The following is a 25,956-nucleotide window of genomic DNA, read 5'->3' as shown; positions in this document are numbered from 1 at the left end:
TGCACAATCATCTAGGTACGATATTCACAGTCCGTGCTGCGCCGATCTGTTTACCATCACGGTCATATGCTAGGAACTGTGCTTCTTTATAATATTGAATATTTTCCATTTCATTAATGCCTCGGATGAATCGATAATTGTTCTGTCCTCGATGTACCAATTCATAATCGATATACCCTTTTGTCGATTCAAATCGGACGATGACTTTTGCAATTTCACCGCAAGTCTCGCGGATATCCGTCTCCATGAAAACGTCGTTCGCTGTAATCTTCACGGAAGGAGATACGAATATTTGGCTTGCTGATGAACATGTCGGCAGCTTTACACCACAAGTGATTTCATCCAAAATCGATTGATAGACGAGTCCAAGGTCGATGCTGTCTGATATGTGGTAATAAGATCCGCCTGTATCAGCTGCGATTTTTTTAAGAAGTGCAGTGTTCAAATTCTTCTCATTGCCTAGTCCGACTGTGAATACTGTGATGTCCTTCGATTTTGCTAAAGCTAACGCGGTAGCAATCTGTTTCTCGCTCGACTTGCCGTCCGTCAATAAAATCGCAACTTTTCTGCCGCTGCTATTCATTCTGTTGAATGCATCTGTCATCCCGGCGCCGATATTTGTCCCGCCATTTTCACGGACTCGGTAAATTTGCGATTGTACACGTACCCAATTGCCTTTTTCAAGATATTGCGCCGAGGAGTTAAAAGCGGTCGCGACATTGCTTGATGCTTGCAAGCTTCCAATCAGTTCTTCTGTTTTCGATACTCTTAACCGATTCCGATCATTCTTCTTCATGCTTCCGGAAGAATCAATGATAAACGCCATTTCAGGCATTTCCGCAGTACAGCTCGGATTGATACGTAACCTTGCATCATGCGACACTTCTATACTATGGCTTTCATTCAAGACCCCGATCAGTTCGTTAGGATATCGCGAATCCGATGGAATCGCTTCGGCGATAATTATGTCCCGCGTAGGCTGTGCCGTTTGGATAGCAGATACAGAAGTTGTTGCAACACCATTCCAGAAAGAGACGGTGTCAGATGAAAAACGTAATCCACCTGTTGAACGGAAATGCACTTTTCCGTTAAAGTTACGAACAATTTCCCCACCCGGCAAAGCAACAGTTGCCCGGATAGTAGTCCGTTTCTCGTAAATCGGTGTGCCATCGTTTTCAGATCCGATATACACATCATAGGTTCCTGCATTTTCCAATCGCACTTCCGCTTTCGGAACATAAGATAAATCCACATGAACCGATTTCGTCAAACAAGCTGTATTTCCAAATGCATCCCGATCCAACACTTCAAATGTGAGTGTGTCATTTAAGTAGGTTTTAGAAGGGGGTGCAGTCACTTTAACTGTAATATCAGGTCCATCAGTTCCACTAATGATGGAAGTCCGCCCTCTATTATAATAGTTATTTGATTTTTGATCGTAATAATATTCTCCGTCTAATGCTGCACCTGCACTCGATGTAACTCGCACAGACATTGACCGATCGTACGGTATCGTTTCCCCGTTGCAACCTCTAAAGGAAACAGTGACATATGTCGAATCGACGCCATTCGCAATCAATTCACTTTTCTCCACGTCAATCTCCGCTGTTTCAATCGGATTGAACACGACAGGCGGTTTCGTTTGCCCGCCTGGAGCAGGGAAGTAAACCGTTCCATCGTCCTTGAAGTTTTGTGGAAGTGGATAACTGCCATTATCGCTTCCCGACGCTTTTTTCTTCAATCCGATAAGGTCGGATGACCCCGTTTTCGAAAGACGATGCAAAAGTTCTACAGCTTCTGCGCGTGTGAGGGATTCATTCGGACTAAAATCCTTGAACGTATTTTTTCCGGTCCGGCCGGTTGCCAAGTCTTCTGAGTACAAATAATAGACGGCCTGTGCTTCGCTTAGGTCATATCCGTTGAAAGCTGCGATGATTCGTGCTGCCGTTCCTTTTTTTACCGCCCAATCCCGTGCGAACGTCCTTGAGACGCCTTCGAGAGGCATATGTTTACCTGCTAAATAGCGATAGTTACCGCTCGATTTATGTTCACCCTTATTGGCAGGGAAGGCGTCCGGCGACGTGGTATCGAACCGTACGAGCATCATGACGAGCTGAGCTTCTGTAATCGGCTTATCAGGTGCAAATGTGCCGTCCGGATAGCCGCTCGTCAATTTTTGTGAATACGCCCAATCGACGGATTCGAACGCCCAATGTCCGGGCTTCACGTCCTTGAATGGGCTAGCGGCTTCGGTCGCTGCAGGTGGCAATGTAAGAATCATCACTACCGCCAGCAGTAAAGCCAATATCTGTTTCCATTTCATCCAATTCCCCGCCTTTCTTAATTAAAAAACAGGATGTCGTCCCGGTAATTTTGCTGCAGATCGTTTTCAAGGAATTGAAGGAAACGGTCTGTCAATGCCGCTGCTTGGGCACGTGTCAACGGTTGTTGCGGGTTGAAACGGTTGTATTCATCCCCTGACACGAGTCCGAGTTCCGTGGCGACGTAGACACTGTCTTTCGCCCAATCCGAGATTTTATGATCGTCCTTGTAATGAGTACGGAAGCCGGGGCTCGGTGCGCGGCCTTCCATCCCTAAGGCCCGAACGAGAATTGCGACTGCTTGCACACGTGTTAATGGTGCGTCCGGATTGAACTTATCTGGAGTGACCCCAGTTGTAATTCCTTTTTCCACAGCGCTTTCGATATATAAATAATCTGGGTCTTTCACATTTAAATCACTGAAAATCGGCTTCTTCGGCGTTTTCTTTTTGCTTTTAGGCTCTTCAAGAACGCGGATGTCGACAGCTTTCAATATGCCAACTGTATATTGATATCGTTTCATCGGTGTGTTTGGTGAGAAAAATTGCGTTGATTCATCAAATACACCAAGGGAATAGAGCTTTTCGATATGATCTTTCGCCCAATGTTTATTCAAATCACGGAACTTCGGAACGATGAGTCGCTCAATCTTCGGCGTACGCTCCTGATTCAAATGGATTGTCCCGGTTCCGCGCCCAAATGGAAGATTATACGTATACTCGCCAATCATATTCGATTCGCTGACAACAGCGTGTCCGCCTGTGAAGCTCGAAAGGGAAGGATCATGCGGTTCGTACTGCAACAATCGGCTTTTGCTGTCGGATACTTTGCTCGTCACAAACCCTGATTGACCGTTCGACTTTACAATTTCATAGTCAATCAATTGTGTTTCAGTAGCTCCCCAGAAATTTTCATAGCCCATATCTCTACCAGTGAAATGAACAGTGATCAAGTCTTCGGTCTTCGAGGAACCTTCCTTGACTTTATAAATTTTTCTTCCAACGACATTGCCGGAATAATAATCGGAAGCAGGGCGGTTATCAATGACAGTACCTTGCGAAAATTGGTAGTCGTCAAGCGTATATGTCGTTTTATTCGGCAAGGTGATTTTTTCGGAATAGCTTTTTATGGAGCCATTCGATGTCGTCTGTCCTTTATCTTCACGCTTTTCAAGATCGGCGACATAGACAACGCTCCTAGTTAACTTCTCACCTTTGCTACCAGTCAATGTGAATTTATACGTTGAAGAAATCGTTCCTTTATTCTCTTTTTCAGTGATTGTCGCTTTTCCGGAAAAGCGGATGGGATCTCCTGTTAAAAAGAACACTTCTTCATATGTATACTCGTTCGCGACACCGCCGTTATAATCTGGCGGTTTCGCTTCCGCCCTCGGTACGAGGAGGATGAGGGAGATGAGAAAGGCACACGCAAACGCCAAACGCCGATTCAATTTTTTGTGGGAATTAATAAACATAATTTTTTCGATCCGCCCTTTTCATAGAATCGGAAGCGGCCAATAGAGAGCCGCTTCCATTCATTATTAATCAACTAAAATGATACGTCCCTTTACGGTCGATTCATGCAAAATATATAATCTATCATTTGCTTTCAATTCTTTTGCAGAAATGACTTTACCATTTCGAATGATTGTCGCTTGTTCGATGTCCATCCGGTAAATGCTTCCTACTTCTTTCCAAGCCATTTGCTGCCAGCGACTTACATTACGGACGTTGATGACGCTCGGGTAAGTTGTAGAGACACTTTCCAGCCTGCCAACTGATACCATCGGGGCGGCTGTATATTGCCATAGCCTATTTTCTATTAAATGCAATGCGACGACATCGCCGTTCTTCACATAGAAATAGCCGTATCTGCCTGTCTCAAATTTCAAGTCCATTTTCGGAATGAGGCTCAAGACAGAATTGTTCTTATCTTCAACAGCGACGGTGTCATTGCTGAACGAGAAGGAAGCGCCAGATGCATACGTCCATCCATTGTTCTTCAACTCGTACGCATTGCCAATCGTCAATCCGTAATCGCTAACGGATGAAATTGATCCGAAATAGATTTGATGATCGATGAGGTTCGGACTATCCAAACCGTCATTCGCAATATGGATTACATTTGCGTAACGGCTTTTATTCAATCCGTCCGTCAGAACGAAAGCAGTGCCTGCTGCCTGCAATACTGCTGGGTCGACCAGTCGCCCGTTTCGGATGAGGATCGTTCCATCATGATATTTGAAAATGCCGGATTGGCGGAGGCCGATTTCCTTTTTCTTCGTATTGACGGAGGCTAAAGGTTCATTGAATGTACGCTCGTTCTCTTTTTGGATTACCATTCGTTCAATGACTTCCTTGCCGAATTGCTTAATTGTGACAAAATGGATTTCTTGGCCGGCATAGTAGCGAAGCCGGTCAGAACGGATCGGTTCATTGCCGACGTAGATCGGCGTCTTTGTCGAATACGTATAACTGCTTGTGCTCTTATATGTATGATCTCGCCAATGCCAGTTCTCGAAAACCTTTTCGTCTTTTAATAGAAGTTTATGATTCGTCTGGTCGATCCTTTGGATAGTGCCTTTATACAATCCTTCAATTTTAATGCCTTGTTCGATGATTTCGACGGTACTTAACCGGTTCGTATTATATTCCGGCAACGTAAGTTTAACGCGGTCACCTTCGAAAAGGACGCTCAAATCCTTTAACGTAGTCCCTTTAAAAAATTCAGTCCGGTTTGAAATGAAATATGTACTTTCTCTTCCATCATCGAGTTTAACGGAAATGAATTTTCCGCTACGGTCAATTTGTGTAACTGTCGCAGTAATCACTTTGTCGCGTTCGTTAATGACAGCTGATTGTGTACCGGTTTTTCCGTGCATCGCTTTCACGCGGCGCAAATTGACGTCTGCTTCAATCTCCATTCCAAGTTTGAATGCCTCGATTTTTACGGGGCGGGAATCAATCGTCAACTTTGCGAACGAATCGATATTCAGTGTGATTTCCCGTCCTTGATCATTCCGGATCGTCACATCTTTCAATCTTCGTTCTGTTTTGTCTTTATCAAGTTGGACTTCGTCATATGTTACTCCTACAAATGTCCCCTTAACAGGAGCGTTTGCTTTTACTTCGCTAATTGGCGCTAGCCCTGCTATGAAAAGAAAGATAACAATGTAGAAAGAAAACTTTTTAAGCACTATGCCACCTCCAGATTAAGTATCTTTAGTCTATTTACTATATCGGTCAAAAGCAGCTAATTGTTAGATGGATTTTGGATTCGAATATTTAGGTCGTTAATAGAGTAATAGAAATTGGCTTGCATTCTGAAAATTTGTGCTGTATTATTGTGAAAGTTATTAGATAATTAGTAGGGAAGGATGATACATATGAAGGCAAGGAAGTATGGACTATTAATTGGAAGCGCTTTATTGGGTGCTTCGATACTTGCAGCATGCGGTGATTCAGACAAAGAAGGAGATGCTGGCAGCAAAGGAAGCGCCGATGGACTTGAAACAAGAATCGTAACAATTGCAACTGGTGGATCATCGGGCCCATATAACATTATCGGAACAACCTTGGCAAATGAGTACTCGAATGAATTCGGGGTGAACTCAAAACCACAGTCAACCGGTGCGTCTGTTGAAAACATCAACTTGATAAAAGAAGGCAAAGTTGAAATGGCGTTTGTCATGAGTGACGTATTGACTGAAGCAGCTGAAGGAGTTGGAAATTTCCCTGAAAAAGTCGATAAGGTTCAACAAATTGCTGCTCTATATCCAAACTATGTACAAATCGTAACGACTGCGGATTCTGGCATCAAGTCAATTGAAGATTTGAAAGGCAAACGTGTTGCTGTCGGTGATCAAAACTCAGGCGTTGAAGTGAATGCCCGCAATTTACTTAATGGATTCGGAATTACGTATGATGATTTGAAAGTCGATTACCTTGGTTATGCAGAAGCGGCTGACGGTCTTAAATCAGGGAGTATTGATGCAGCATTCCTTACGAGTGGACTACCGAACTCTTCAGTGATGGAGCTTTCTGCGAGTATCGATTTAGCTTTAGTATCCGTTGACCCGTCAAAAGTTGAAGAAATTGCAAAAGATCAACCGTATTTCGTCTCCTTAGATATTCCTGCCGATACATACGGAAATGCGGAAGCGATTCCGACTGCGGCAATTATGAATGCATTGGTCGTCAGCAGCGATTTAAGCGAAGATGATGTATATAAATTGACGAAGAAGTTTTTTGAAAGCTTGGACACTCTTGGAAACTCCCACCAAGCTGCAACTGAAATTACTCTTGAAGGTGCTCAGCAAGGCATGGTAGCACCTGTTCACCCAGGTGCTCAAAAGTATTACGATGAGCAAAAGTAAGATTTTCCTAAGCGGGAGCATGGTCGTATTCATGCTCCTTCTTTCTCTTTTTTTGATTAGAATCCCTACTATTCAACTTTCTTATATTGGTGGTAGTTTTTATTTATACGAGGATGAGTTTGAACTAGGTTGGATCCATTCGGTCGAAAAGGAGCCTTGGTTCGAAACATATGAACGGCAGGGTAATGATCTTTATTTGACAACTACGAAGTTCAAGACATTCGGTGCAGGTGTTCCCTCATCGAAAGAAGTGATCGAAATGGAGGACGGATTTGTCCATATGATCGTTAATGAAAAAATGGATGAAATCCGGCTGGCGGTTTCAAAAAATGTCCAGACCACTTTGTACACGAAAAATAGTGAAATCCATTTATATGAACTTGTTAATGACTACGACACAATTGTTATCCAAGTCGTTAAAGCGTCATTATGGAATTTATTAAGAGGTGAAAAAATTGACTAAACAAGCAAACAGGCCTCCAGTTTTAGAAGAAACCGAAGTGCTAACTGAAGAACAGCAGGCGGAGCTTCTCGAGAAGTTTGATACGGAATCGAAAGTAAGAAAACTTACTGGGAAGAAAGTCGCGATTTTCGTTTCGGTCATTGCTGTCTTTTATTCTCTTTTCCATTTATACATCACGTTCTATCCAATGCCTGCACTCCAACAGCGTGCAGTTCACGTTGCTGTCGGTATAGCGCTGATCTATCTTATTTATCCAACTTATAGCAAGCAGAACCGGAGCAAAGTAGCAGTATACGATTGGTTGCTATTCATATTAAGTTTGGCGACTGCAGGTTATTTAATAAAAGAATATACAGCCATTGTGACAACACGTGGTGGAATACCTAATACGATGGATATTGTTATGGCAATTTTAACAGTCGTACTTATTTTGGAAGCTGCTCGCCGGGTAACGGGGTGGATCCTGCCTGTATTAGCGCTCATCTTTTTGTCTTACCCATTCTTCAGCCATATGAGTTGGGTACCGACAAAAATGGCAACACGTCCATATGACTTGGGCGATATTTTTGGTCAGATGTATTTGAAAACGGAAGGTCTCTATTCAACAGCGATTGGTGCTTCCGTATCGTTCATTTTCCTTTTTATCCTCTTTGGTGCCTTTTTGGCAAAGTCGGGAATGGGACAATTTTTCAACGACTTGGCTCTTGCACTTGCCGGTCATAAGCAAGGCGGACCAGCAAAAGTAGCGGTCATCTCTAGTGGTTTCATGGGAAGTATAAACGGGGCCGCCGTAGCGAATGTCGTCGGTACTGGTGCGTTCACAATTCCTATGATGAAACGGGTCGGTTATTCAAAAAACTTTGCAGGTGCGGTTGAAGCAAGTGCTTCAATCGGAGGGCAAATCTTGCCCCCAATCATGGGAGCGAGTGCTTTCATCATGGCGGAAACAACAGGTGTGAAATATGGGACAATCGCTTTGGCTGCCCTTATTCCTGCTGTCTTATATTTCCTTGCGGTTATCATGCAAGTGCACTTTCGGGCTGGCAAGGAAAATTTAAAAGGGATTCCGAAACCGGATCTACCAAGAGTAAAAGAAGTCATGAAGGAACGCGGACATCTATTGATTCCGATTGTTTATCTTATTTTCCTTCTTTATCGTAACGTTCCAATCGGCCATGCAGCATTTTATACAATCGTTGCAACGGTCATCGTTGCGGCACTTAGAAAAACGACACGGATGTCCATTAAGGATATTGTTGCTGCGCTGGATAGCGGTGCGCGCCAATCACTTTCTGTCATGGTTGCATGTGCGGTCGTTGGTGTCATTATCGGGGTAGTAAGCTTGACAAGCTTTGGGAATGTCATGACTTCTTCAATCGCAAGCCTTGGAGCAGGTTCGTTATTGCTGACGTTATTCTTTACAATGCTGGCATCCATGATCCTTGGCATGGGACTTCCTTCCATTCCGGCGTATATTATTACTGCGACAATGGCAGCGCCTGCTTTGGCGGCATTTGACGTGCCAATCCTAGTTGCGCATATGTTCGTATTCTATTTTGGTATCTTCGCGAACATTACACCGCCTGTTGCATTAGCAGCATTTGCAGGGGCGGGCATTTCGGGTGGAGATCCGATGAGAACCGGCTTTACAGCGCTTAAACTTTCTGCTGCCGGCTTCCTCATCCCATACATGTTCGTTTATAATCCTGCCATGTTGATGATCGATACGACTGGAGTGGCTATGAACGCACGAGAATTCCCGGTTGCGGCAACGATGGATATCGCGATAATTACAATAACGGCAATCATTGGCGTTATCGGGTTAAGTGCTGCAATTGAAGGGTATTTCAAAACAAACTTGAATTCACTCTGGCGAATCGTACTGGCAGCAGGAGCGCTTATGATGATAATTCCGGAAACAATAACGGATATTGTCGGAATCATAATTGTTGGAGCTATGTTTGCATTGAATTATATGAAAAACAAAAAAGAAGAATCGGCTTCGTTGCAAACGAAATGAGAATTATAGAAAAGCACACCGCTCGTCAACCATTTTCATAGGTTGATTGGTGGTGTGTTTTCTTTTGCAATGCTATCGAATATTACTTACGGAATCTACTGACAACAAGTATAATAGTAGAAACTCTATTCAGAAACGGGGAACATAACTTGTTAAGAATTCAAATGCAACGCTTCATCATGCTGTTTGCCATTCTTTTTATCATGCTGCCGCTCACACATGTCGCTGCAGCAGAACCGATTGATGAGATTCGGCAGCTTATTAAAACATATTATATTGATAATGTTCCTGAATCGGTATTATCGAGAAGCACCGGAAAAGAGATAACAAATGGACTGGACCCGCATTCCGAATACATGTCCAAGCAGGAATATGAAGCATTCATTAACGGAATCGAGCAACGTATCGTCGGGATCGGTGTCGTACTGGAGGAAAGTGAAAGAGGCATAAAGGTGATATCGGTCATTACGGACGGCCCGGCTTTTAAGGCAGGAATTGTTCCCGGCGACGTCATTACGCATGTAGACGGGAAATCGCTGAAAGGGAAGTCGGTGCAAGCGGCAGTGCCGTTGATCAGCGGAAAAGAAAACACGGATGTCACCCTCACAATTGAAAAAGAAAAATCGGAAAAGCTTTCGAAAATGACGATTCGTCGGGCTGAAATCCATTTGCCGACGGTCGAGTCGGAAATGCTCGGTGGCAATATCGGCTATATAAGACTTAACAGTTTTGCAACAGAATCGAGCAGCGAAATGGAAAAAGCCGTTCGGTCCCTTGCTGGCGCTGACGGGTTCATCGTTGACATCAGGAATAACGGGGGTGGCTATATTACCGCTGCGCAGGAAATCGCAGGATTCTTCCCGGGAGTAGAGCAAGCTTTCCAATTGCGAGAGAAAAACAAAAAGCCCAAAATTTATCCGTCTGTATATCAAAAACAGAAAATCGAAGGGCCTGTATCATTGCTTGTCAATGAATATAGTGCAAGTGCATCTGAAATGCTAGCGGTCAACTTGAAAGAGCAAAAGGCTGCTACACTGTATGGAGAAAACACATACGGAAAAGGGACGATGCAATCGATGTTCGAGTTCACCGACGGCAGTGTGTTGAAAATGACAACTGCCCGTTTTTATTCACCGCACGGCATTGCAGTGGATAAAGTCGGCGTCGCGCCACACGTTAAGACACCTGAAAATGAAGAATTGTCCACGGCGCATTATGACCAGCTGCTAGCTGCATTGAACGGCTATACGAAATTTCCTGCATTGGAAAACGTAAAGCCGACGAAAAGATTTACTGTGACGATGACGAAGGAAATGGATTGGAGTCAGCTCGGAAACCGATCGGTCAAGTTAATTGAAATTGGTGGTAAAGAGAGCAGTGTCCGTATTGAAGAGAAGGATGGCAAGACGATTGAAGTGATTCCTGAAGTGCCATTGCTTTCTGGCAAAAAGTATATGCTGATTATCCATCCGGCTTGGAAGGATAAGCTTGGAAATGGAATGAAGAAAGGGATCTATTTGGATGTGACAGTAAAATAAAGAAGGGAGTGAGAGCTTGTCCGTTAATGAATGGATGGGCTCTCATTTTCATTATAGGGAGACTCTGTATCTCGCTTAGAGAAACGGATGGATCGACGCTTTATCTCTTTTTCCAGAAGAGTGATGAATTGCGGGCAAAGATTTAGTGCAATCGCTTTTTTATACGAGTCCAAAAGAAAATCATCCGGTATACTGTACAATTTGGGTCTCCTCCTTGTCATCATATCGTTTCCGGTTGCATATCTTGAAGTTTGGCTCTTTTACCTTATCAAATTTCAATTGTAAGAACAACCGTTCCGATATCCACAGTTGACAGTGGATAAGTTGTGGTTAACTTGTTTGTAAATAGCATAAGTCAAGCGTAGTAAGGTGGATAACGTGGACAATTTTATCCACAGATATGGATAAGCGCGAAAAATGTCGAAAGATTTTTCTGAAATTGCATATTTGTGTGAAATCCTATTGATGTTATGACGCAATTCACATAATATTATATAAAAACTAAAAAGGAAGTGGGAAAGTGTTTCAGTTCGACACACTTGGCCAGGAAATTGTAGAAGAGCTCTCCCACTTGATACAGGAACAAGTGATTCTGACGGATCGCCGAGGTTTCATCCAAGCAAGTACCGATCCGGAAAGGTTGAACCAATTCCACGAAGGTGCGCTGTTAAGCTTGCGGGAAAAAAAGATTCTTCATATGACGGATAAGGAGCTCAACCAGTTACAAGGTGTGCGTAAAGGCGTTGTCCTGCCGATTGTCATTGAAGGGAATCCGATTGCCGTACTCGGTATAACGGGGGATCCACAGCATATCCATCCCCAGGCACAGCTCATTTTGCGGGTTGCGGAGCTGTTCATCCAAGATGCAATGAAGAGAAAGCAGAAAGAGGAGAAAGTGCGCGACTTGGAGTTTTTTGTGTTTGACTGGCTCACCTCATCAAATAAAGATATCCGTTTTCGTGAACGGGGAGCTGTGCTTGGCATCGATGTCAATATCTATGTGCAAGTCGCCGTCATTGAGGTGATGAACACGGAAGACCAGTTTACAATTGACGAAGTGGATAGTTTCAAATCCAATCAAAACATCCATCCCGATCTGCAAATGATCAGATGGGGACAAGATAAGATCCTTATACTGTTGCCGGATATGAATCAGGACATGCTTAAAAGCGAACTTGAATATTTCCTATTATCTATTAAGAGGAGAAAAAAGATAATCGTCGCGGCAGGAATCGGTGGAAAAACCGATTGCTTTAATTTATCGAAGTCATTCCTTCAAGCGGAAAGGGCGGCGAATGCTTCGAAGAAATTGAATCGAGTTCTTTTCGAACATGAGCTTCGCTTTGAGTTGATCCTACAAAGCATCGATGAATCGACACGCGAGGAATTTATTCAGCGTACTATTGCTCCGCTGCTTGAGGATAGGGAGCTCCTTCATAATCTCCAAGTTTGGTTCAATGAAAACCAATCGATGCAAAATACCGCGCAAAAACTGCATATCCATAAAAACACACTTTCATATCGATTGCAAAAAGTCGAGCAACTAACCGGATTATCCGTTTCGAATGTCCATGACGTTCTTCTCCTTTATTTTGGAATCCGACTGCTGGATGAAAGGAAATAAAGAGGTCCCTTTTGAATTCAAAGGGATCTTTTTTTATATGCCAAAATATTCTACTTAGTATGGATTTTTTGTTTGTAAGAACAAAAAAATGTCGAAATAAGAGTGAAAGGTTGTGCATGCACCTATATCTTCCTAATCGTTGCACTATTAAAATTAGACAAAGAATTAGAAATTTGAAGGAGGCTGCTTCATGGATGTGCAAGTGAAGGAGCAATTGATTGCCATTACTGGCAGTGCTCATGCAAGGACGACAGTAGCGCAGAAATTGGCGTATTCCTATGATGCGACCGCCAACTTCCAAGCATTGCCGGATTTAGTCCTTTCTCCTGCTTCCATTGAGGAAATTCAAGAGATTGTGAGAGTTTGCAGTGAATACGGCGTGCCGATCGTTTCCCGTGGGTCTGGAACGAATCTTGCAGCGGGGACGACGCCGACTTCAGGGGGGGTCGTTATTCTATTCCACCGGATGAATCGAATTTTAGAGTTGGATGAAGAGAATTTAACGTTGACCGTCCAGCCGGGTGTCATCACGCAAGCGATCAATGAAAAGGTTGCGGAAAAAGGGTTGTTTTATCCTCCCGATCCGAGTTCGATGAGCATCTCAACAATTGGAGGGAATGTGAGCGAGAACTCAGGCGGCTTGCGAGGATTGAAATATGGCGTTACACGCGATTACGTGAAAGCATTGAAAGTCGTACTGCCAAGCGGTGAATTGCTTACGACGGGCGGTAAACTTGCAAAAGATGTGGCTGGTTATGATTTGACGAGCCTGTTTGTCGGTTCGGAAGGGACACTCGGAATAATTGTGGAAATTACATTAGGTCTAATACCGGCACCTGAAACGAAAAAGACGTTATTAGTGTTTTACGACACACTTGAAGAGGCTGCGCAGACGGTTTCATCAATTATAGCGGCAAAAATTGTGCCTGCGACGCTTGAGTTTATGGACCAAGGAACAATTGAAGCGGTTGAGGAGTTCATGAAAATCGGCTTGCCGACGAATTGCGAAGCGATGCTTCTGATTGAACAGGATGGGGACCCTGCAATCGTCGAAAGAGATATGGAGCTCGTTCATAAATTGTGCATGGAGCACGGTGCGACGTCGACGCAAATGGCGAAAACGATTGAGGAGGCAGCGCAGTTGAGCATTGCGCGAAGAGTCGCTTTATCCGCCCTCGCGAGGAAACGGCCGACGACTATTCTTGAAGATGCGACCGTACCTCGTTCCGAAATTGCGAAGATGGTGAAGGCAGTACAAGAAATCGCTGTGAAATATGATCTGCTTATCTGCACATTCGGCCACGCGGGAGATGGCAATTTGCATCCGACCATTTTGACAGATGTGAGGGATGATGCAGAAATGGCAAGGGTCGAAATGGCGTTCGCGGAAATCTTTGACCACGCTATCAAACTTGGCGGCACGATTACAGGTGAACACGGAGTCGGGGAAATGAAAGCGCCCTATCTGGAATGGAAAATCGGCAAGGCAGGAATTGACACGATGAAAAGCATAAAGCAGGCAATCGATCCGCTCAATATTATGAACCCGGGGAAAATATTCGCCAAATCCTCGAAGAAAAGGGTAGTGGTGCATCATGAGTAGTGCACAGGCTGAGCTGATCCGGCAATCATTCGTTACGCATGTTGATGAAAACAGGTTGATGGACTGCATGCGCTGCGGCTTCTGTTTGCCGGCCTGCCCGACATATATCCATTCCGGATACGACGAAACCCAGTCGCCCCGAGGAAGGATTGCCCTTATGAAAGCGGTGCGAGATGGGAACGTCGAATGGGATGGTTCCATTGAAGAGGCTTTCGACCTTTGTCTAGGCTGCAGGGCGTGCGAACCTGCATGTCCCGCCGGTGTCCAATACGGAACGCTTATCGAGGAGACACGTGAGGCGATTGTATCCGTCAAATCGCAATCATTGAAAGAGAAAGCAATCCGTAAAGGAGCATTCGATCATCTTTTCGCAGACCAGCGAAAGATGAAAACGGCAGTGAAACTGGTGACATTCTATCAAAAATCGGGATTGCAGAAAGTCGTGCGGAAGGTCGGTTTCATGGAGCTTTTCCCGCCATTCATGAAAGATATGGAAAAGTCGCTGCCAGAACCGCCGAGAAAGCGACGAGTACAAGCTGCATCAATCGAAAAGAAAACGACGGTCGCCTTTTTCGCAGGTTGCCTTATGGATACGATGTTTCAAGAGACAAATCGGAATACGATCGACTTGTTGGAACGGCTTGGCTGCGAAGTCATCATTCCTAAAGGTCAACAATGCTGCGGGGCCTTGCAAGGACATAGCGGCGAAATGGACCGGGCAAGGCGAAACGCAAAAGCGAATCTTGAAGCATTCAATCTTAACGGTATTGACTACATCGTCAACAATGCAGGAGGTTGTGGTGCGTTTTTATCGGAATATGACAGGTTGTTTGACCAGGATCCGGCGCTGTTCGCGACGGCACAGCAATTCGTAGAAAAGCAGATTGACATATCCTCGCTGCTCGTGAAGCTTGGCATTATTGAGGAACTGTTAAAGCAACCGACAGCAAATACGACAGAAATCGTCACTTATCAAGATTCATGCCATTTACGGAATGTGAATGGGGTGAAGGATGAGCCAAGGGAAATGCTGAAAGCGGCTCAAGGTAGTTTATTCGTTGAAATGCCCGGTGCGCATTTATGCTGTGGTTCCGCCGGTGTATATAATTTACTTCAACCAGAAATGGCTTCACGAATTCTTGGTTCGAAAATGGAAGAGGTGAAACAGGTTCAAGCAACGACAATCATTACAACGAATCCAGGATGTTTGCTGCAAATGAAAGTCGGCGTCGAAAGGGAAGGATTATCTGGAACTGCACGCGCCATGCATGTTGTCGATTTTATTCACGAAAAAATAATGGGATCCAATGGAGGGAAATGAAATGAAGTTAAAAAAAGGTAGAATTTTAGGGGCAATCGGTCTAACGGCAATGCTCATGCTCGGTGCATGTTCAAAAGATGATACGGGCAGTGCAGCAAGTGATAAAAAATACAATTTGAAAATGTCTGTAACAGTAAATGACTCTTCAACATGGTACCAAGCTGCAGAGAAGCTTGCCAATGACTTAAGGGACGAGACGGACGGCAGGATCAATATCGATGTGTTCCCGAATGAGCAATTATCAGGCGGCGACCAAGGGAAAGGCGTCGAGTTGCTCGCAAAAGGGCAAACAGATCTAAGCGTCCACTCCACAATCATCTATTCCATTTTGGATGATCGATTTGGGGTAGCAAGTGCTCCATTCCTTTTCAGCGAACATGCGCAAGCGGATAAGGTATTTGCTGGAAAAGGCGGAGAAATGATCGGTGACATCTTGAATGAAAAAGGCGTTGAATTGCTTGGTTTCGGAGAAAACGGCTTCCGCCAACTGACGAACAGCAAGCAGGAAATCAAATCGCCTGCAGATATGAAGGGTATGAAAATTCGCATCCCGGGCATTAACATGTACACCGATTTGTATCGCGCATTAGGTGCTGACCCGACGACAATGGCTTTCTCTGAAGTATTCACATCATTACAGCAAGGAACAATCAATGGACAAGAAAATCCGATCGACGTCATCCATTCATCCAAGTTGAATGAAGTACAAGATTATTTGACGGAGTGGAACTATTCCTATGACCCATTAGTGTTTGGTATTAATAAAAAGCTTTTCGACTCAATGAGCAAGGAAGACCAAGAACTGTTCAAAAAGTTAGGGAAAGAAGCCGCGGCGTACCAAGTCGAGCTTGCACGTGAAAAAGAAGCGAAGCAAATTGAAGAATTAAAAGCAGCCGGCATGCAATTCTATCAGCCTACAGACGCTGAAATGGAAGAATTTAAGGCAGCAGTTCAGCCGCTTTACGAAAAATATACAGATATCTGGGGCGAAGATTTGCTGAAGGCGTTCCAAGATTATTAATTAAGTGGGGGAGAACATAAATGGAAAGAGTGATTAGCAGATTAGAAGAGTGGATTGTTGTAATCGTTTTGTCCATTATGTCCACCATCGCCTTTGTCAATATCGTTTCGAGGGGTCTTCTAGGCCACTCGTTCTCCTTTGCTGAGGAAGTTACAGTGAACTTGTTTGTAGCACTCACTTTCGTCGGGACAGCCATAGGTGTGCGTCAATACGCACACCTTGGCTTTACGCTTATTTATGATCTGGCGAATATTGTTGTTAAAAATATCATTACGATTCTTGTTGGCGTGTTGATGTCGCTGTTATTTGTCATTCTTATTTATTTTGGAATCCAAATGCTAATGTTCCAGATTGAAATGGGACAGAAAACACCGGCACTTGGATGGCCGCAATGGGTGTTCTCAATGGCAATGCCGATTGGGGCGGCTTTGTGCCTATTCAGGACAGTGCAAGCGACAATCAAAGAATATCGCGAGCAAAATAGGAAAGGGGAGCAATCGGTATGATGGCATTAATTTTATTTGGTCTCTTTTTCTTGCTCGTAATGCTGCGGCTGCCGATTGCTGTTGCGCTTGCTATTTCGTCCATTGCTGTGCTGTTTACAGGCAGCGGGATGTTCGGCCTTGAACTGGTTGCAGATATTATGTATTCAAGCGTGTCCAAGTTTACGTTGCTTGCTATCCCGTTTTTCATTTTGGCGGGGGTCATTATGGAGCAGGCGGGCATTTCAAAAAGGTTGATAGATTTTGCGCAAGCATTAGTAGGACATCGAAAAAGCGGTATCGTCTTCGTTACCGTTATGACCGCAATCTTCTTTGCAGCGATCTCTGGATCAGGTCCGGCGACAGTCGCCGCAATCGGAGGAATCCTAATTCCAGCCATGGTGAAGAACGGTTATAAAAAGGAAACTGCGGGCGGCCTAATTGCAAGCTCGGGCGCAATCGGCATCATTATTCCTCCAAGTATCGCCTTCATCGTGTTTGCTGTCGTTGCGGGGGATCAGATTCCGGTTTCGATCGGACGCCTATTTATCGCTGGTATCGTCCCGGGGTTATTGCTAGGCGGCGCTTTCATCTTTGCAGCGATGTATGTCAGATGGAAGCAAGAGCGCAAAGAAGGTCCTATTCAAGGAATTGTCCTAAATCAGAAAGCTACCGGCAAAGAGCGAGTAAAGGCGTTTGTCGATGCACTTTGGGGATTATTGATTCCCGTCATCATTTTAGGTGGGATTTATGGCGGCTACTTCACACCGACAGAAGCTGCGGTCGTCGCAGTGTTTTACGGTCTTTTCGTCGGCTTCGTCATCTATCGTGAACTGAATTTGAAAAAGCTCTATGACATTTTAGTGGCGGCTTCCGTTCAGACTGCGACAGTTATGTTCATCGTCAGTGCGGCGTCTGTCTATGCGTATATCATTACGACGGAGCAGATTGCGAGACAAATATCTGATGCAATGCTTAGTATTTCGGAAAATCCGATCATCATCCTGTTGCTCGTCAACGTCTTGCTGTTGATTGCAGGGATGTTCATCGATGCGATTTCGGCCTACTATATTTTCGTTCCGATTTTATTGCCGATTATGCTTCTATTGAACGTAGATCCGACCGTTTTCGGCGTATTCATGACCGTCAACTTGGCGATCGGTTTATTCACACCGCCAGTAGGGTTGAATCTGTTCGTCGCGGCAGGCATATCAGATACATCGATCGGAAGGCTATCGATTGGGGTACTTCCTTTTATCGTCGCTTCGCTCATCATTCTAATGCTCATAACGTTTATACCGCAAATATCGACATTTTTACCAGATCTGTTAAACGTCAAATAGGGGGAGTTTGGCATGAAACTTAAGGGGCAGACAGCAATCATTACGGGAGCGGCGAGCGGCATCGGTGCCGAATCCGCCATCCGTCTTGCAAGAGAAGGTGCAAATATCGTCCTGATCGATTTGAATCCTTGCAGCAAAACGGCAGATTCCATCCAATCGGAAAGCCCAGACTCGAAAGTTTTGGAATGTCTAGGAGATATCCGCGACCCGGAATTTGTAAAAGCGGCAGTGGCACGGTCTTCGGATTTGTTCGGAGAACTGCATATTTTAGTGAACAATGCGGGGACTTGCGGAAGATTGGGCATTGACACGATGACGCTAGATACTTGGGACCGTGACATGGACACGAATGTCAAAGCCGCATTTCTGTTCATCCAGGCGGTCGTATATCCGCATATGGTTGAACAGCAATATGGAAGAATCATCAATATCAGTTCTGTTTCTGGGATAAACGGCGGAGTCACTTCCGGCGATGGTGCGAATGGCCGTTCCGGGCCAGCTTATGCTGCATCGAAAGGGGCAGTTATTGCCTTGACGAAATGGACTGCAAAAGAATTAGGTCCTCTCAATATTACGTGCAATTCCGTGGCACCGGGAGCAACTGAGACGGGGATTACTTCGGGGATTCCTTATGATGTCAGTCAGCAAGTGATCAAACGGATGGGATCGCCCGCAGATATCGCGGAAGCGGTCCTATACTTCGCATTGCCGGAATCCGGCTACACGACCGGACAAGTTTTAAAGGTGGATGGGGGCTATAGCTTTGGATAAGCGAATTCGAGCTGTACATGATAAGACATCTAATCGGATTGCCGGGCGTTTAATGAAAGGAATAGATCTATTTGAAGGCATCATAGGTGCTTGTAAGGAGTTCGGGGTGGAAGCGGCTCAGTTTCAATGCCTTGGATCTCTTCAGCACGCGACATATGTCCAGCTGGATCAAAATGAAGATGGAAGTTTGCAATACTCATCAGAAGTTGTAACCGATACACCTGTAGAACTGTTGTCTGGTACAGGTTTTGTCGGTCTTGATATGGAAGGGGAAATGGAAGTCCATTTTCATGGCATGTTTGTCGATTGCAATAAGAGCTTAAACGGCGGGCATTTTATTGACGGAAAGAATCCGGTCGCTGTCACGATCGAGTTCGTACTATTTCCATTGAATGACATACGGATGCAACGGGGATTGGATGAAATTTACGGCATTCCTGTTTTTCAATTTAGGGAGAAGGAGTGAGGCACATGGAAACATTGGGGAAGTTGGCAATGAAATCAGCCGCCGCCTATCCTGACAAGGTGGCAATAAAAGATAAAGACCGGTCAATTACATACCGGGAAATGATGAAACGGGTTTTTGCCCTAACGTCATTTTTCCATGAGCAGGGGTTGAAAAAAGGAGATCGAGTCGGAATTTTAATGGCGAATCGTCTCGAACATATTGAACTTGATGTTGCGACAGCGCTTGCAGGAGTCATTAAAGTCCCATTGAATTATCGTCTTCATCCGAAAGAGCATGAATATATGCTGAAGGATGCCGATGTAAGTCTCATTATCGGCGATAAAGGATTAATTGAACCAATCGGGACGGGTGTCGCTGTATTGCCAATCGGTGAGGAATACGAAAAAGCGGTCGATGCGCATATCGGAAGAAGTCATTTGGAGGAAGTCGGAGAAGACGATCTGTTTGCGATTATGTATACATCGGGAACGACTGGCAATCCGAAAGGCGTCATGCTGTCACACCGCAATATGATATCCGGCGCTTTATCGCTAGCAATCGCTTGCGATACGACCTACGACGATATAATTGGGCATGTTGCTCCATTGACGCACGGAAGCAACTTTTTATCGCATGTCGCCTGGCTGTATGGCTTGACACAAGTCGTATTCGATAAATTCGAACCTGAAGAGTTCGTCAATGACTTGGCTCGAGAACAGGTATCGACGATTTTCCTTGTGCCAACGATGGTGAACTTAATGATTCAGCATCCGAATTTCAATCCGACAAAGTTATCGACATTGAAAACAATCAATATGGCAGGATCGGCAATTGCAGCGAGTAAACTTGAACAGGCATTATCACTCGCCGGTCCGATTTTTGCCCAAACATACGGGCAAGTAGAAGCGCCGATGTGCATTACGATGATGCCGAAGAATGAAATGGGGAAGAGGCTTGAGTCGTGTGGCCGTACAGGACTTTTCGTCGACGTGAAAATCGTCGATGACGAAGGGAATGAAGTCGCAGACGGAGAAGTGGGCGAGATTATTTGCAAAGGGTCCCTCGTCATGCAGGGCTATTGGAATAATACGAAGGCGACCGAAGAAACATTGAAGGACGGTTGGCTCCATACAGGCGATTTAGGTTGGAAAAGTGCAGAAGGATATCTCCATATTGTCGATCGGAAAAAAGACGTCATCATTTCAGGAGGCGTTAATATTTATCCGCGTGAAGTGGAAGAGGTTCTCAATTTGCATGCCGGCGTGAAGGAGACTTGTGTCATCGGCGTTCCCGATGAGAAATGGGGCGAGAATGTCGTCGCGTATGTCGTATTGAATGGAACCGAGGAAGTAACAGAAGAGGAACTTGTTGCCTTATGTATCGAAAACATGGCAAGCTTCAAAAAGCCAAAGGAAATCCATATCGTGAATGAATTGCCTAAGAGCTCATACGGAAAAATCCTGAAACGGGAACTCCGAAACAAGCATGAGGAGGTAAAGGCATGACAAATGTATATGTCCACGGTATCGGGATGACTCAATTCGGGACGTTCGTCGACCGTTCAATGAAGGAAATGCTCTTGGAAGCTTGCATCCAAGCGTTGGAGGATGCGGGCAACCCGAAAGTCGATGCTGTATTCGTCGGTAATTTCATGGGGGGTGCCATTTACAATCAAGAGATCCTCGGTGCCATCGTCGCTAATGAACTTGGTCTAGGTTTCATTCCGACAGCGAAAGTCGAAGGGGCTTGCGCTTCAGGCGGGATTGCTTTGCGGCAAGGAATCATGGGGATTTTGAGCGGGGAATATGAAACTGTCCTAGTGGCAGGTGTGGAGAAGATGAAACACGCATCAACATCTGATGTCACACAGGCGATTAATGCCGCGATGGACAATGATTCAAATGAAAAGCAGGCGGGGTTGACGTTCCCAGGATTTTTTGGTGTCTTGGCAAACCGTTATTTCTACGAAACCGGTGCTTCGAAAAAACATTTAGCGATGGTTGCGTTGAAGAATCGTGAGCATGCGCTAAATAATCCGCTTGCGCAATTCCAAAAGCCGGCGACGCTTGATGAAATCATGAACGCACGAATCATCACGAATCCATTAGGCCTATTCGACTGCTCGCCGATGACGGATGGTGCAGCAGCGCTCGTCATCTCGAAGAAGAAATCGGACGTTCATATCCGTTCATCCGCACAGAGCTCGGGACCGACGCAAATGCAGGATGCGGCTGATCTACTATCGATTCCCGCCATCCGGGAATCGGGACGCCTCGCTTATGAAAAAGCAGGTGTCGGGCCGGAAGATATCGATGTCGTTGAAATCCATGATTGCTTTTCAATGACGGAAGTGCTCGCAATCGAGGAATTGGGCTTCTTCAAAAGCCGCGAAGGATGGAAGGCGGTTGAAGAGGGACGGACAAAATCGACAGGGGATAAACCGGTCAATACGAGCGGTGGATTGCTGTCGCGCGGTCATCCAATTGGGGCGACAGGAATCGCCCAAATTTATCACCTTGTGAGGCAGCTTCGAGGTACGGCTCCGAACCAAGTAGATGGAGCGAGGCTTGCATTGGCGCAAAACTTGGGCGGTACTGGTTCGTATTCAACTGTGCATATTTTGGAGAGGATGTGATGATATGAAGATATTCAAATGCAATTCATGCAATTACGGAAGTGTCTCGTCGAAATATACATGCCCCGAATGCAGAACCGGCAAGCTTGAAGAGAAGGAAGTATCTCCGAAAGGAACTGTTTTCAGCTTTACGGATATTCATATCGCTCCGGCGGAATTTGCTGGCATCGCTCCTTACACGATCGCTCTCATTCAGCTCGACGAGGCCGATGTGAAAGTGACTGCCAGAATGGATAGCCCCGTGCAGATCGGTGATAATGTCGACTTGGAAAAGGTCGAGAATGGCGCTTATTTATATACGAAAATATGAGGGCTTGTGCTTGAAATCGGCTTGGTCGATTTTAGGCACATGTCTTTTTATAAAGGAGAGAATCCGTTGAAAGCTTTGCAAGTGGCGACAGGAATCGTATCGAAATATTTGCCTGTATGGATTGTCCTTCTATCTGTAATCGCATACTTGGTCCCTGATTTCTTTATCCTGATCCGCGGTTTGACAGGTGTTGGGCTCGGAACGATCTTTCTTCTGATGGGACTGTCTTTGTCGACAGATAAACTAATGGCGGTCATTAAAAATCCGAAATTCGCCTTTATCGGCGTCTTCCTCAAGTGGACGATGACAGTCGGTGTATCGATAGCGATCGCTTATCTGTTCTTTAAAGATGAAGCGGAAATTGCGACAGGCGTCATTTTGGCGGGGACCGTTCCAAGTGGTACGTCCGCCAACATTTACACATTTATCGCAGGTGGCGAAGTGGCATTGAGTATAACAATGGCAACGATGGATACATTTATCTCGCCGGTCTTGACACCGACTCTCGTTCAAGTGTTTGCGGGGAAGTTAATACCGATCGCATTTTGGCCATTGTTCCTCAATATCATTTACATTGTGTTCATTCCATTATTGGCTGGATTGTTCATTCAATGGAAGTGGACAAAAAAGGTAGAAGCCGTCAAACCATATACATCGGTCCTCTCCCAGCTCGCTTTATTTATCGTTATCTTGTCAGTCATTTCTAGTGCACAGCAATCATTGCAACAAAATTTATCAGTATTGCCATTGGTGTTCGTAGCAGTTGTGCTCCAAGTGTGCATTCCGATGGCCGGCGGCTATTTCATTGCGAAGTTATTGAAGGTCGCTGAGCAGAATGCGCGCGCTATTCTGTTCCATACGGGCATATGCAATACTGCGCTTGCGGCGACACTCGCAATGGAGCATGTCAGCTCACTCGCCGCCGTGCCGGCCGTCGCCAATATGGTCGTCAATCTGACTGTTGGAGCGCTCGTCGCAAGTCTATTTGATAACAAATTTAAATTGCCGAAGACTGAATCTGTAGTTATGAGTAAATGAATTCAGCACGACGGAGTATGCAGCCCCTTGATAGTTCATACGTTAAAGTATTAGCTATCAGGGGGTTGCATGTTGAAAAAAAGGATAATGAACGTTGTGGCAGTCATTTTACTATTGCTCATCATGGCGTCTTGCGGAGGGAAATCAGCAGTCGGTCAATCTGCCTTAACCCCGAAGGACGCTGTCGAACTGGCAACCGCATGGACAGGAGCAGAAGCGATTATTAAGGCCGGTGGATTATACAAGGAAGGTGAATATAAGACATTTGCCTACAAAGGTTCGGAATATCGTTATTTGGCGTCCTACTTGGATACCAAGAAAAAATTGAGAGCAGAGTTGCAGCAATTCGTGACGAAGAAGAAAGCGAAGCGGTTCTTGAAAGAAAACGGCGTTTTGAAACATGAAGGGAAGTTGGCGTCACCAGAAACCGAGGCGCCAGCCGACTCATTGCTGCTATGGGATATTGCAACGGCTAGGGAGCTGAAGTCGAAGAAAAGAAAGATGATATTAGAAATTACAATCCCAATCGGCGACACCCGAACCGCTGAAAAAATGATTGTCAGCTACGTCTATGTGAAAAAATCTGGCTGGCGCATCGATAAATTTAATGAATGAATAGCAGTCTCTTTTATTCCATCAAAAATCTTACTGAAAATCGCCATTCCACCAAACGATCTTCTTCCATTACTCCAAATTTTACTCATTAACCATTCTAGTCAACAACGAAATAAAAAATATTTTCAAATTGTCATATTTCCTTCAATATGCAATATATCGCTAATGTAAGCGGATACAAAATTAATCATAATTCATAATTGAACAATAATTATAAAAAGACTGTTGACGGGAGCAAAAATCCGATATATGATAGCAACAATCTATTTAGATATGTGATTCATTTCACATAATTCATTCAGTTCGTAAGGTCTTGGATGATTTGATTAGGAGAGATTGCAATGAGAAGTGACATGATTAAAAAAGGGATCGACCGTGCGCCACATAGAAGTCTGCTTTATGCGACTGGCGTCAAAACGAAAGATTTGGAGAAACCTTTCATCGGCGTCTGTAATTCATATATTGATATTATTCCAGGCCATAAACATTTGAATAAATTTGCTGAAATTGTTAAAGAGGCAATTTGGGAAGCAGGAGGAGTTCCGTTCGAATTCAACACGATTGGTGTAGATGATGGAATCGCGATGGGGCATATCGGAATGCGTTACTCGTTGCCGAGCCGCGAACTGATTGCCGATTCTGCCGAAACGGTCATTAATGCACACTGGTTCGATGGAGTGTTCTACATTCCAAACTGTGACAAGATTACGCCAGGCATGCTAATGGCGGCAGTCCGGACGAATGTTCCTTCTGTATTCGTCTCCGGCGGACCGATGGAAGCCGGTGTCTCGTCATCAGGTGCTCCTCTCTCCTTAACTTCTGTATTCGAAGGGGTCGGCGCATACAAATCCGGCAAGATGACAGCGGAAGAGCTTCTCGACATTGAAAACAATGCATGTCCGACTTGTGGATCGTGTTCGGGAATGTTTACTGCGAACTCTATGAACTGTCTCATGGAGATGCTAGGATTAGCGCTTCCGGGCAATGGAACAATCGTCGCCACTTCCGATGAGCGTCATAAACTCATCAAAGATGCGGCAAAGCACTTGGTCCGCATGGTGAAAGAGGGAGTTAAACCACGGGATATCGTCACGAAAGAAGCGATCGATGATGCTTTTGCACTCGATATGGCGATGGGTGGATCGACCAATACAGTTTTACATACATTGGCGATTGCACACGAAGCGGAAATCGAATATAGCGTCCAAGATATTAACAAAGTTGCCGAACGGGTTCCGTATTTAGCGAAAATCATGCCGGCATCTGATATATCAATGGATGATATTTTTAAAGCAGGCGGAGTCAGTGCCATCATCAATGAGCTTACAAAAATACCCGGAGCCATCCATCCAGATCGAATCACCATTACTGGGAAAACGATGAGGGAAGATGTCAAGGACTATCATATTACAAACGATCAAGTCATCCGGACGAAAGATAATCCATACAGTCCGGTAGGCGGCTTGTCTGTCCTATTTGGAAATATCGCTCCAGACGGCGGAGTCATCAAAGTTGGAGCAGTTGATCCATCCATCAAGCAATTCACTGGTGAAGCGATCGTCTTTGATTCCCAAGAGGCTGCGCAGGAAAACATCGACAACGGTACTGTCCGTGAAGGGCATGTCGTCGTCATCCGATATGAAGGTCCGAAAGGTGGGCCGGGAATGCCGGAAATGCTAGCTCCAACGTCGGCCATTCAAGGAAGAGGTTTAGGAACGAAAGTGGCGCTCATTACAGATGGCCGTTTCTCCGGTGCATCCCGAGGAATTTCCATCGGCCATATTTCTCCGGAAGCAGCTGAAGGGGGTCCAATCGCGTTAGTCGAAGATGGAGATATTATAGACATCGATTTAACGAACCGCACAATCGAGCTGAAAGTTACAGAAGAAGTGCTGGCGGAGCGTAAAGCGAAGCTGCAGCCATTTGAACCGAAAATTAAAAAAGGCTATTTAGCCAGATATTCCAAACTCGTTACGTCCGCAAGTACAGGCGGCGTCATGAAGATATAATAATTCGATGATGGGGCAA

The 25,956-nt window shown here is 45.0% G+C and carries 22 protein-coding genes; 18 read left to right on the top strand and 4 right to left on the bottom strand.

The features are described from left to right. Nucleotides 1–7: 7 nt before the first annotated feature. The 3 genes from ACTHPA_RS09615 to ACTHPA_RS09605 form a co-directional block, all read right to left on the bottom strand. On the bottom strand, nt 8–2,323 hold the full coding sequence (locus ACTHPA_RS09615) for an S-layer homology domain-containing protein (RefSeq protein ID WP_440499972.1): 2,316 nt from the start codon (nt 2,321–2,323) through the stop codon (nt 8–10). A 17-nt stretch (nt 2,324–2,340) separates the two neighbouring features. Further along, nucleotides 2,341–3,795: an S-layer homology domain-containing protein gene (locus ACTHPA_RS09610; RefSeq protein WP_440499971.1), complete on the bottom strand. Its 1,455-nt coding sequence runs from the start codon at nt 3,793–3,795 to the stop codon at nt 2,341–2,343. Nucleotides 3,796–3,861: 66 nt separating this feature from the next. Next, nucleotides 3,862–5,517, bottom strand: coding sequence for a hypothetical protein (locus ACTHPA_RS09605; protein WP_440499970.1), 1,656 nt, complete (start codon nt 5,515–5,517; stop codon nt 3,862–3,864). Between the two features lie 189 nt (nt 5,518–5,706). Here ACTHPA_RS09605 and ACTHPA_RS09600 point away from each other — a divergent pair, with 189 nt between their 5' ends. The 4 genes from ACTHPA_RS09600 to ACTHPA_RS09585 all read left to right on the top strand — a co-directional run bounded on the left by ACTHPA_RS09600 (nt 5,707) and on the right by ACTHPA_RS09585 (nt 10,717). Further along, the gene (locus ACTHPA_RS09600; protein WP_440499969.1) at nt 5,707–6,696 is read left to right on the top strand and encodes a TAXI family TRAP transporter solute-binding subunit; all 990 of its coding nucleotides are present in this window, start codon (nt 5,707–5,709) and stop codon (nt 6,694–6,696) included. Next, on the top strand, nt 6,683–7,159 hold the full coding sequence (locus ACTHPA_RS09595; RefSeq protein WP_440499968.1) for a DUF1850 domain-containing protein: 477 nt from the start codon (nt 6,683–6,685) through the stop codon (nt 7,157–7,159). The genes ACTHPA_RS09600 and ACTHPA_RS09595 overlap by 14 nt, the downstream gene beginning before the upstream one ends. Then, nucleotides 7,152–9,179, top strand: a complete 2,028-nt coding sequence (locus tag ACTHPA_RS09590; RefSeq protein WP_440499967.1) for a TRAP transporter permease — start codon at nt 7,152–7,154, stop codon at nt 9,177–9,179. Before ACTHPA_RS09595 ends, ACTHPA_RS09590 begins: the two co-directional genes overlap by 8 nt. 149 nt (nt 9,180–9,328) lie before the next feature. Continuing rightward, complete coding sequence (locus ACTHPA_RS09585; RefSeq protein WP_440499966.1) at nt 9,329–10,717, top strand: S41 family peptidase; 1,389 nt, start codon at nt 9,329–9,331, stop codon at nt 10,715–10,717. A 23-nt stretch (nt 10,718–10,740) separates the two neighbouring features. On the opposite strand, the gene ACTHPA_RS09580 is transcribed toward ACTHPA_RS09585, so the two are convergent. Continuing rightward, nucleotides 10,741–10,938 (bottom strand): sporulation histidine kinase inhibitor Sda, encoded by a 198-nt coding sequence (locus tag ACTHPA_RS09580; protein WP_440499965.1) that lies wholly within the window; start codon nt 10,936–10,938, stop codon nt 10,741–10,743. 299 nt (nt 10,939–11,237) lie between these two features. Here ACTHPA_RS09580 and ACTHPA_RS09575 point away from each other — a divergent pair, with 299 nt between their 5' ends. The 14 genes from ACTHPA_RS09575 to ilvD all read left to right on the top strand — a co-directional run bounded on the left by ACTHPA_RS09575 (nt 11,238) and on the right by ilvD (nt 25,937). Next, nucleotides 11,238–12,341 carry a CdaR family transcriptional regulator gene (locus ACTHPA_RS09575; protein WP_440499964.1) on the top strand — a complete coding sequence of 368 codons (1,104 nt, stop codon included), beginning with the start codon at nt 11,238–11,240 and terminating at the stop codon, nt 12,339–12,341. Between the two features lie 190 nt (nt 12,342–12,531). Next, nucleotides 12,532–13,944 (top strand): FAD-linked oxidase C-terminal domain-containing protein, encoded by a 1,413-nt coding sequence (locus tag ACTHPA_RS09570; RefSeq protein ID WP_440499963.1) that lies wholly within the window; start codon nt 12,532–12,534, stop codon nt 13,942–13,944. Beyond that, nucleotides 13,937–15,265 carry a (Fe-S)-binding protein gene (locus tag ACTHPA_RS09565; protein WP_440499962.1) on the top strand — a complete coding sequence of 443 codons (1,329 nt, stop codon included), beginning with the start codon at nt 13,937–13,939 and terminating at the stop codon, nt 15,263–15,265. Before ACTHPA_RS09570 ends, ACTHPA_RS09565 begins: the two co-directional genes overlap by 8 nt. A 1-nt stretch (nt 15,266) precedes the next feature. Beyond that, a complete protein-coding gene (locus ACTHPA_RS09560) occupies nt 15,267–16,286 on the top strand; it encodes a DctP family TRAP transporter solute-binding subunit (RefSeq protein ID WP_440499961.1) in 1,020 nt (339 codons plus the stop codon). Between the two features lie 20 nt (nt 16,287–16,306). Next, complete coding sequence (locus ACTHPA_RS09555) at nt 16,307–16,792, top strand: TRAP transporter small permease (protein WP_440499960.1); 486 nt, start codon at nt 16,307–16,309, stop codon at nt 16,790–16,792. Continuing rightward, entirely contained in the window at nt 16,789–18,111 is a 1,323-nt protein-coding gene (locus ACTHPA_RS09550) for a TRAP transporter large permease (RefSeq protein WP_440499958.1), read from the top strand. The genes ACTHPA_RS09555 and ACTHPA_RS09550 overlap by 4 nt, the downstream gene beginning before the upstream one ends. A 12-nt stretch (nt 18,112–18,123) precedes the next feature. After that, nucleotides 18,124–18,882: an SDR family NAD(P)-dependent oxidoreductase gene (locus ACTHPA_RS09545; protein ID WP_440499956.1), complete on the top strand. Its 759-nt coding sequence runs from the start codon at nt 18,124–18,126 to the stop codon at nt 18,880–18,882. After that, complete coding sequence (locus tag ACTHPA_RS09540) at nt 18,875–19,348, top strand: PPC domain-containing DNA-binding protein (protein WP_440499955.1); 474 nt, start codon at nt 18,875–18,877, stop codon at nt 19,346–19,348. The genes ACTHPA_RS09545 and ACTHPA_RS09540 overlap by 8 nt, the downstream gene beginning before the upstream one ends. 5 nt (nt 19,349–19,353) lie before the next feature. Then, nucleotides 19,354–20,835: a class I adenylate-forming enzyme family protein gene (locus tag ACTHPA_RS09535; RefSeq protein ID WP_440499954.1), complete on the top strand. Its 1,482-nt coding sequence runs from the start codon at nt 19,354–19,356 to the stop codon at nt 20,833–20,835. Beyond that, nucleotides 20,832–21,965 carry a thiolase C-terminal domain-containing protein gene (locus ACTHPA_RS09530; protein WP_440499952.1) on the top strand — a complete coding sequence of 378 codons (1,134 nt, stop codon included), beginning with the start codon at nt 20,832–20,834 and terminating at the stop codon, nt 21,963–21,965. The genes ACTHPA_RS09535 and ACTHPA_RS09530 overlap by 4 nt, the downstream gene beginning before the upstream one ends. Nucleotides 21,966–21,969: 4 nt before the next feature. After that, a complete protein-coding gene (locus ACTHPA_RS09525; RefSeq protein ID WP_440499951.1) occupies nt 21,970–22,275 on the top strand; it encodes a Zn-ribbon domain-containing OB-fold protein in 306 nt (101 codons plus the stop codon). 66 nt (nt 22,276–22,341) lie between these two features. Beyond that, entirely contained in the window at nt 22,342–23,313 is a 972-nt protein-coding gene (locus ACTHPA_RS09520; RefSeq protein WP_440499950.1) for a bile acid:sodium symporter family protein, read from the top strand. Nucleotides 23,314–23,385: 72 nt separating this feature from the next. Beyond that, nucleotides 23,386–23,928 (top strand): DL-endopeptidase inhibitor IseA family protein, encoded by a 543-nt coding sequence (locus ACTHPA_RS09515; RefSeq protein ID WP_440499949.1) that lies wholly within the window; start codon nt 23,386–23,388, stop codon nt 23,926–23,928. 341 nt (nt 23,929–24,269) lie between these two features. Next, on the top strand, nt 24,270–25,937 hold the full coding sequence (gene ilvD / locus ACTHPA_RS09510; protein WP_440499947.1) for a dihydroxy-acid dehydratase: 1,668 nt from the start codon (nt 24,270–24,272) through the stop codon (nt 25,935–25,937). Nucleotides 25,938–25,956 lie beyond the last annotated feature (19 nt).

Origin of the sequence: Sporosarcina sp. SAFN-015 (assembly GCF_051966875.1) — a bacterium.
Classification (GTDB): domain Bacteria; phylum Bacillota; class Bacilli; order Bacillales_A; family Planococcaceae; genus Sporosarcina.
This window is presented reverse-complemented; position numbering and strand designations above follow the sequence as displayed.

What these genes read in the sequence shown, in the direction of transcription:
- ilvD (WP_440499947.1), top strand. Translation starts at nt 24,270, where the DNA reads ATGAGAAGTGACATGATTAAAAAAGGGATCGACCGTGCGCCACATAGA.
- ACTHPA_RS09550 (WP_440499958.1), top strand. Translation starts at nt 16,789, where the DNA reads ATGATGGCATTAATTTTATTTGGTCTCTTTTTCTTGCTCGTAATGCTG.
- ACTHPA_RS09525 (WP_440499951.1), top strand. Translation starts at nt 21,970, where the DNA reads ATGAAGATATTCAAATGCAATTCATGCAATTACGGAAGTGTCTCGTCG.
- ACTHPA_RS09535 (WP_440499954.1), top strand. Translation starts at nt 19,354, where the DNA reads ATGGAAACATTGGGGAAGTTGGCAATGAAATCAGCCGCCGCCTATCCT.
- ACTHPA_RS09555 (WP_440499960.1), top strand. Translation starts at nt 16,307, where the DNA reads ATGGAAAGAGTGATTAGCAGATTAGAAGAGTGGATTGTTGTAATCGTT.
- ACTHPA_RS09595 (WP_440499968.1), top strand. Translation starts at nt 6,683, where the DNA reads ATGAGCAAAAGTAAGATTTTCCTAAGCGGGAGCATGGTCGTATTCATG.
- ACTHPA_RS09560 (WP_440499961.1), top strand. Translation starts at nt 15,267, where the DNA reads ATGAAGTTAAAAAAAGGTAGAATTTTAGGGGCAATCGGTCTAACGGCA.
- ACTHPA_RS09565 (WP_440499962.1), top strand. Translation starts at nt 13,937, where the DNA reads ATGAGTAGTGCACAGGCTGAGCTGATCCGGCAATCATTCGTTACGCAT.
- ACTHPA_RS09615 (WP_440499972.1), bottom strand. Translation starts at nt 2,323, where the DNA reads ATGAAATGGAAACAGATATTGGCTTTACTGCTGGCGGTAGTGATGATT.
- ACTHPA_RS09600 (WP_440499969.1), top strand. Translation starts at nt 5,707, where the DNA reads ATGAAGGCAAGGAAGTATGGACTATTAATTGGAAGCGCTTTATTGGGT.
- ACTHPA_RS09610 (WP_440499971.1), bottom strand. Translation starts at nt 3,795, where the DNA reads ATGTTTATTAATTCCCACAAAAAATTGAATCGGCGTTTGGCGTTTGCG.
- ACTHPA_RS09570 (WP_440499963.1), top strand. Translation starts at nt 12,532, where the DNA reads ATGGATGTGCAAGTGAAGGAGCAATTGATTGCCATTACTGGCAGTGCT.
- ACTHPA_RS09580 (WP_440499965.1), bottom strand. Translation starts at nt 10,938, where the DNA reads ATGACAAGGAGGAGACCCAAATTGTACAGTATACCGGATGATTTTCTT.
- ACTHPA_RS09530 (WP_440499952.1), top strand. Translation starts at nt 20,832, where the DNA reads ATGACAAATGTATATGTCCACGGTATCGGGATGACTCAATTCGGGACG.
- ACTHPA_RS09545 (WP_440499956.1), top strand. Translation starts at nt 18,124, where the DNA reads ATGAAACTTAAGGGGCAGACAGCAATCATTACGGGAGCGGCGAGCGGC.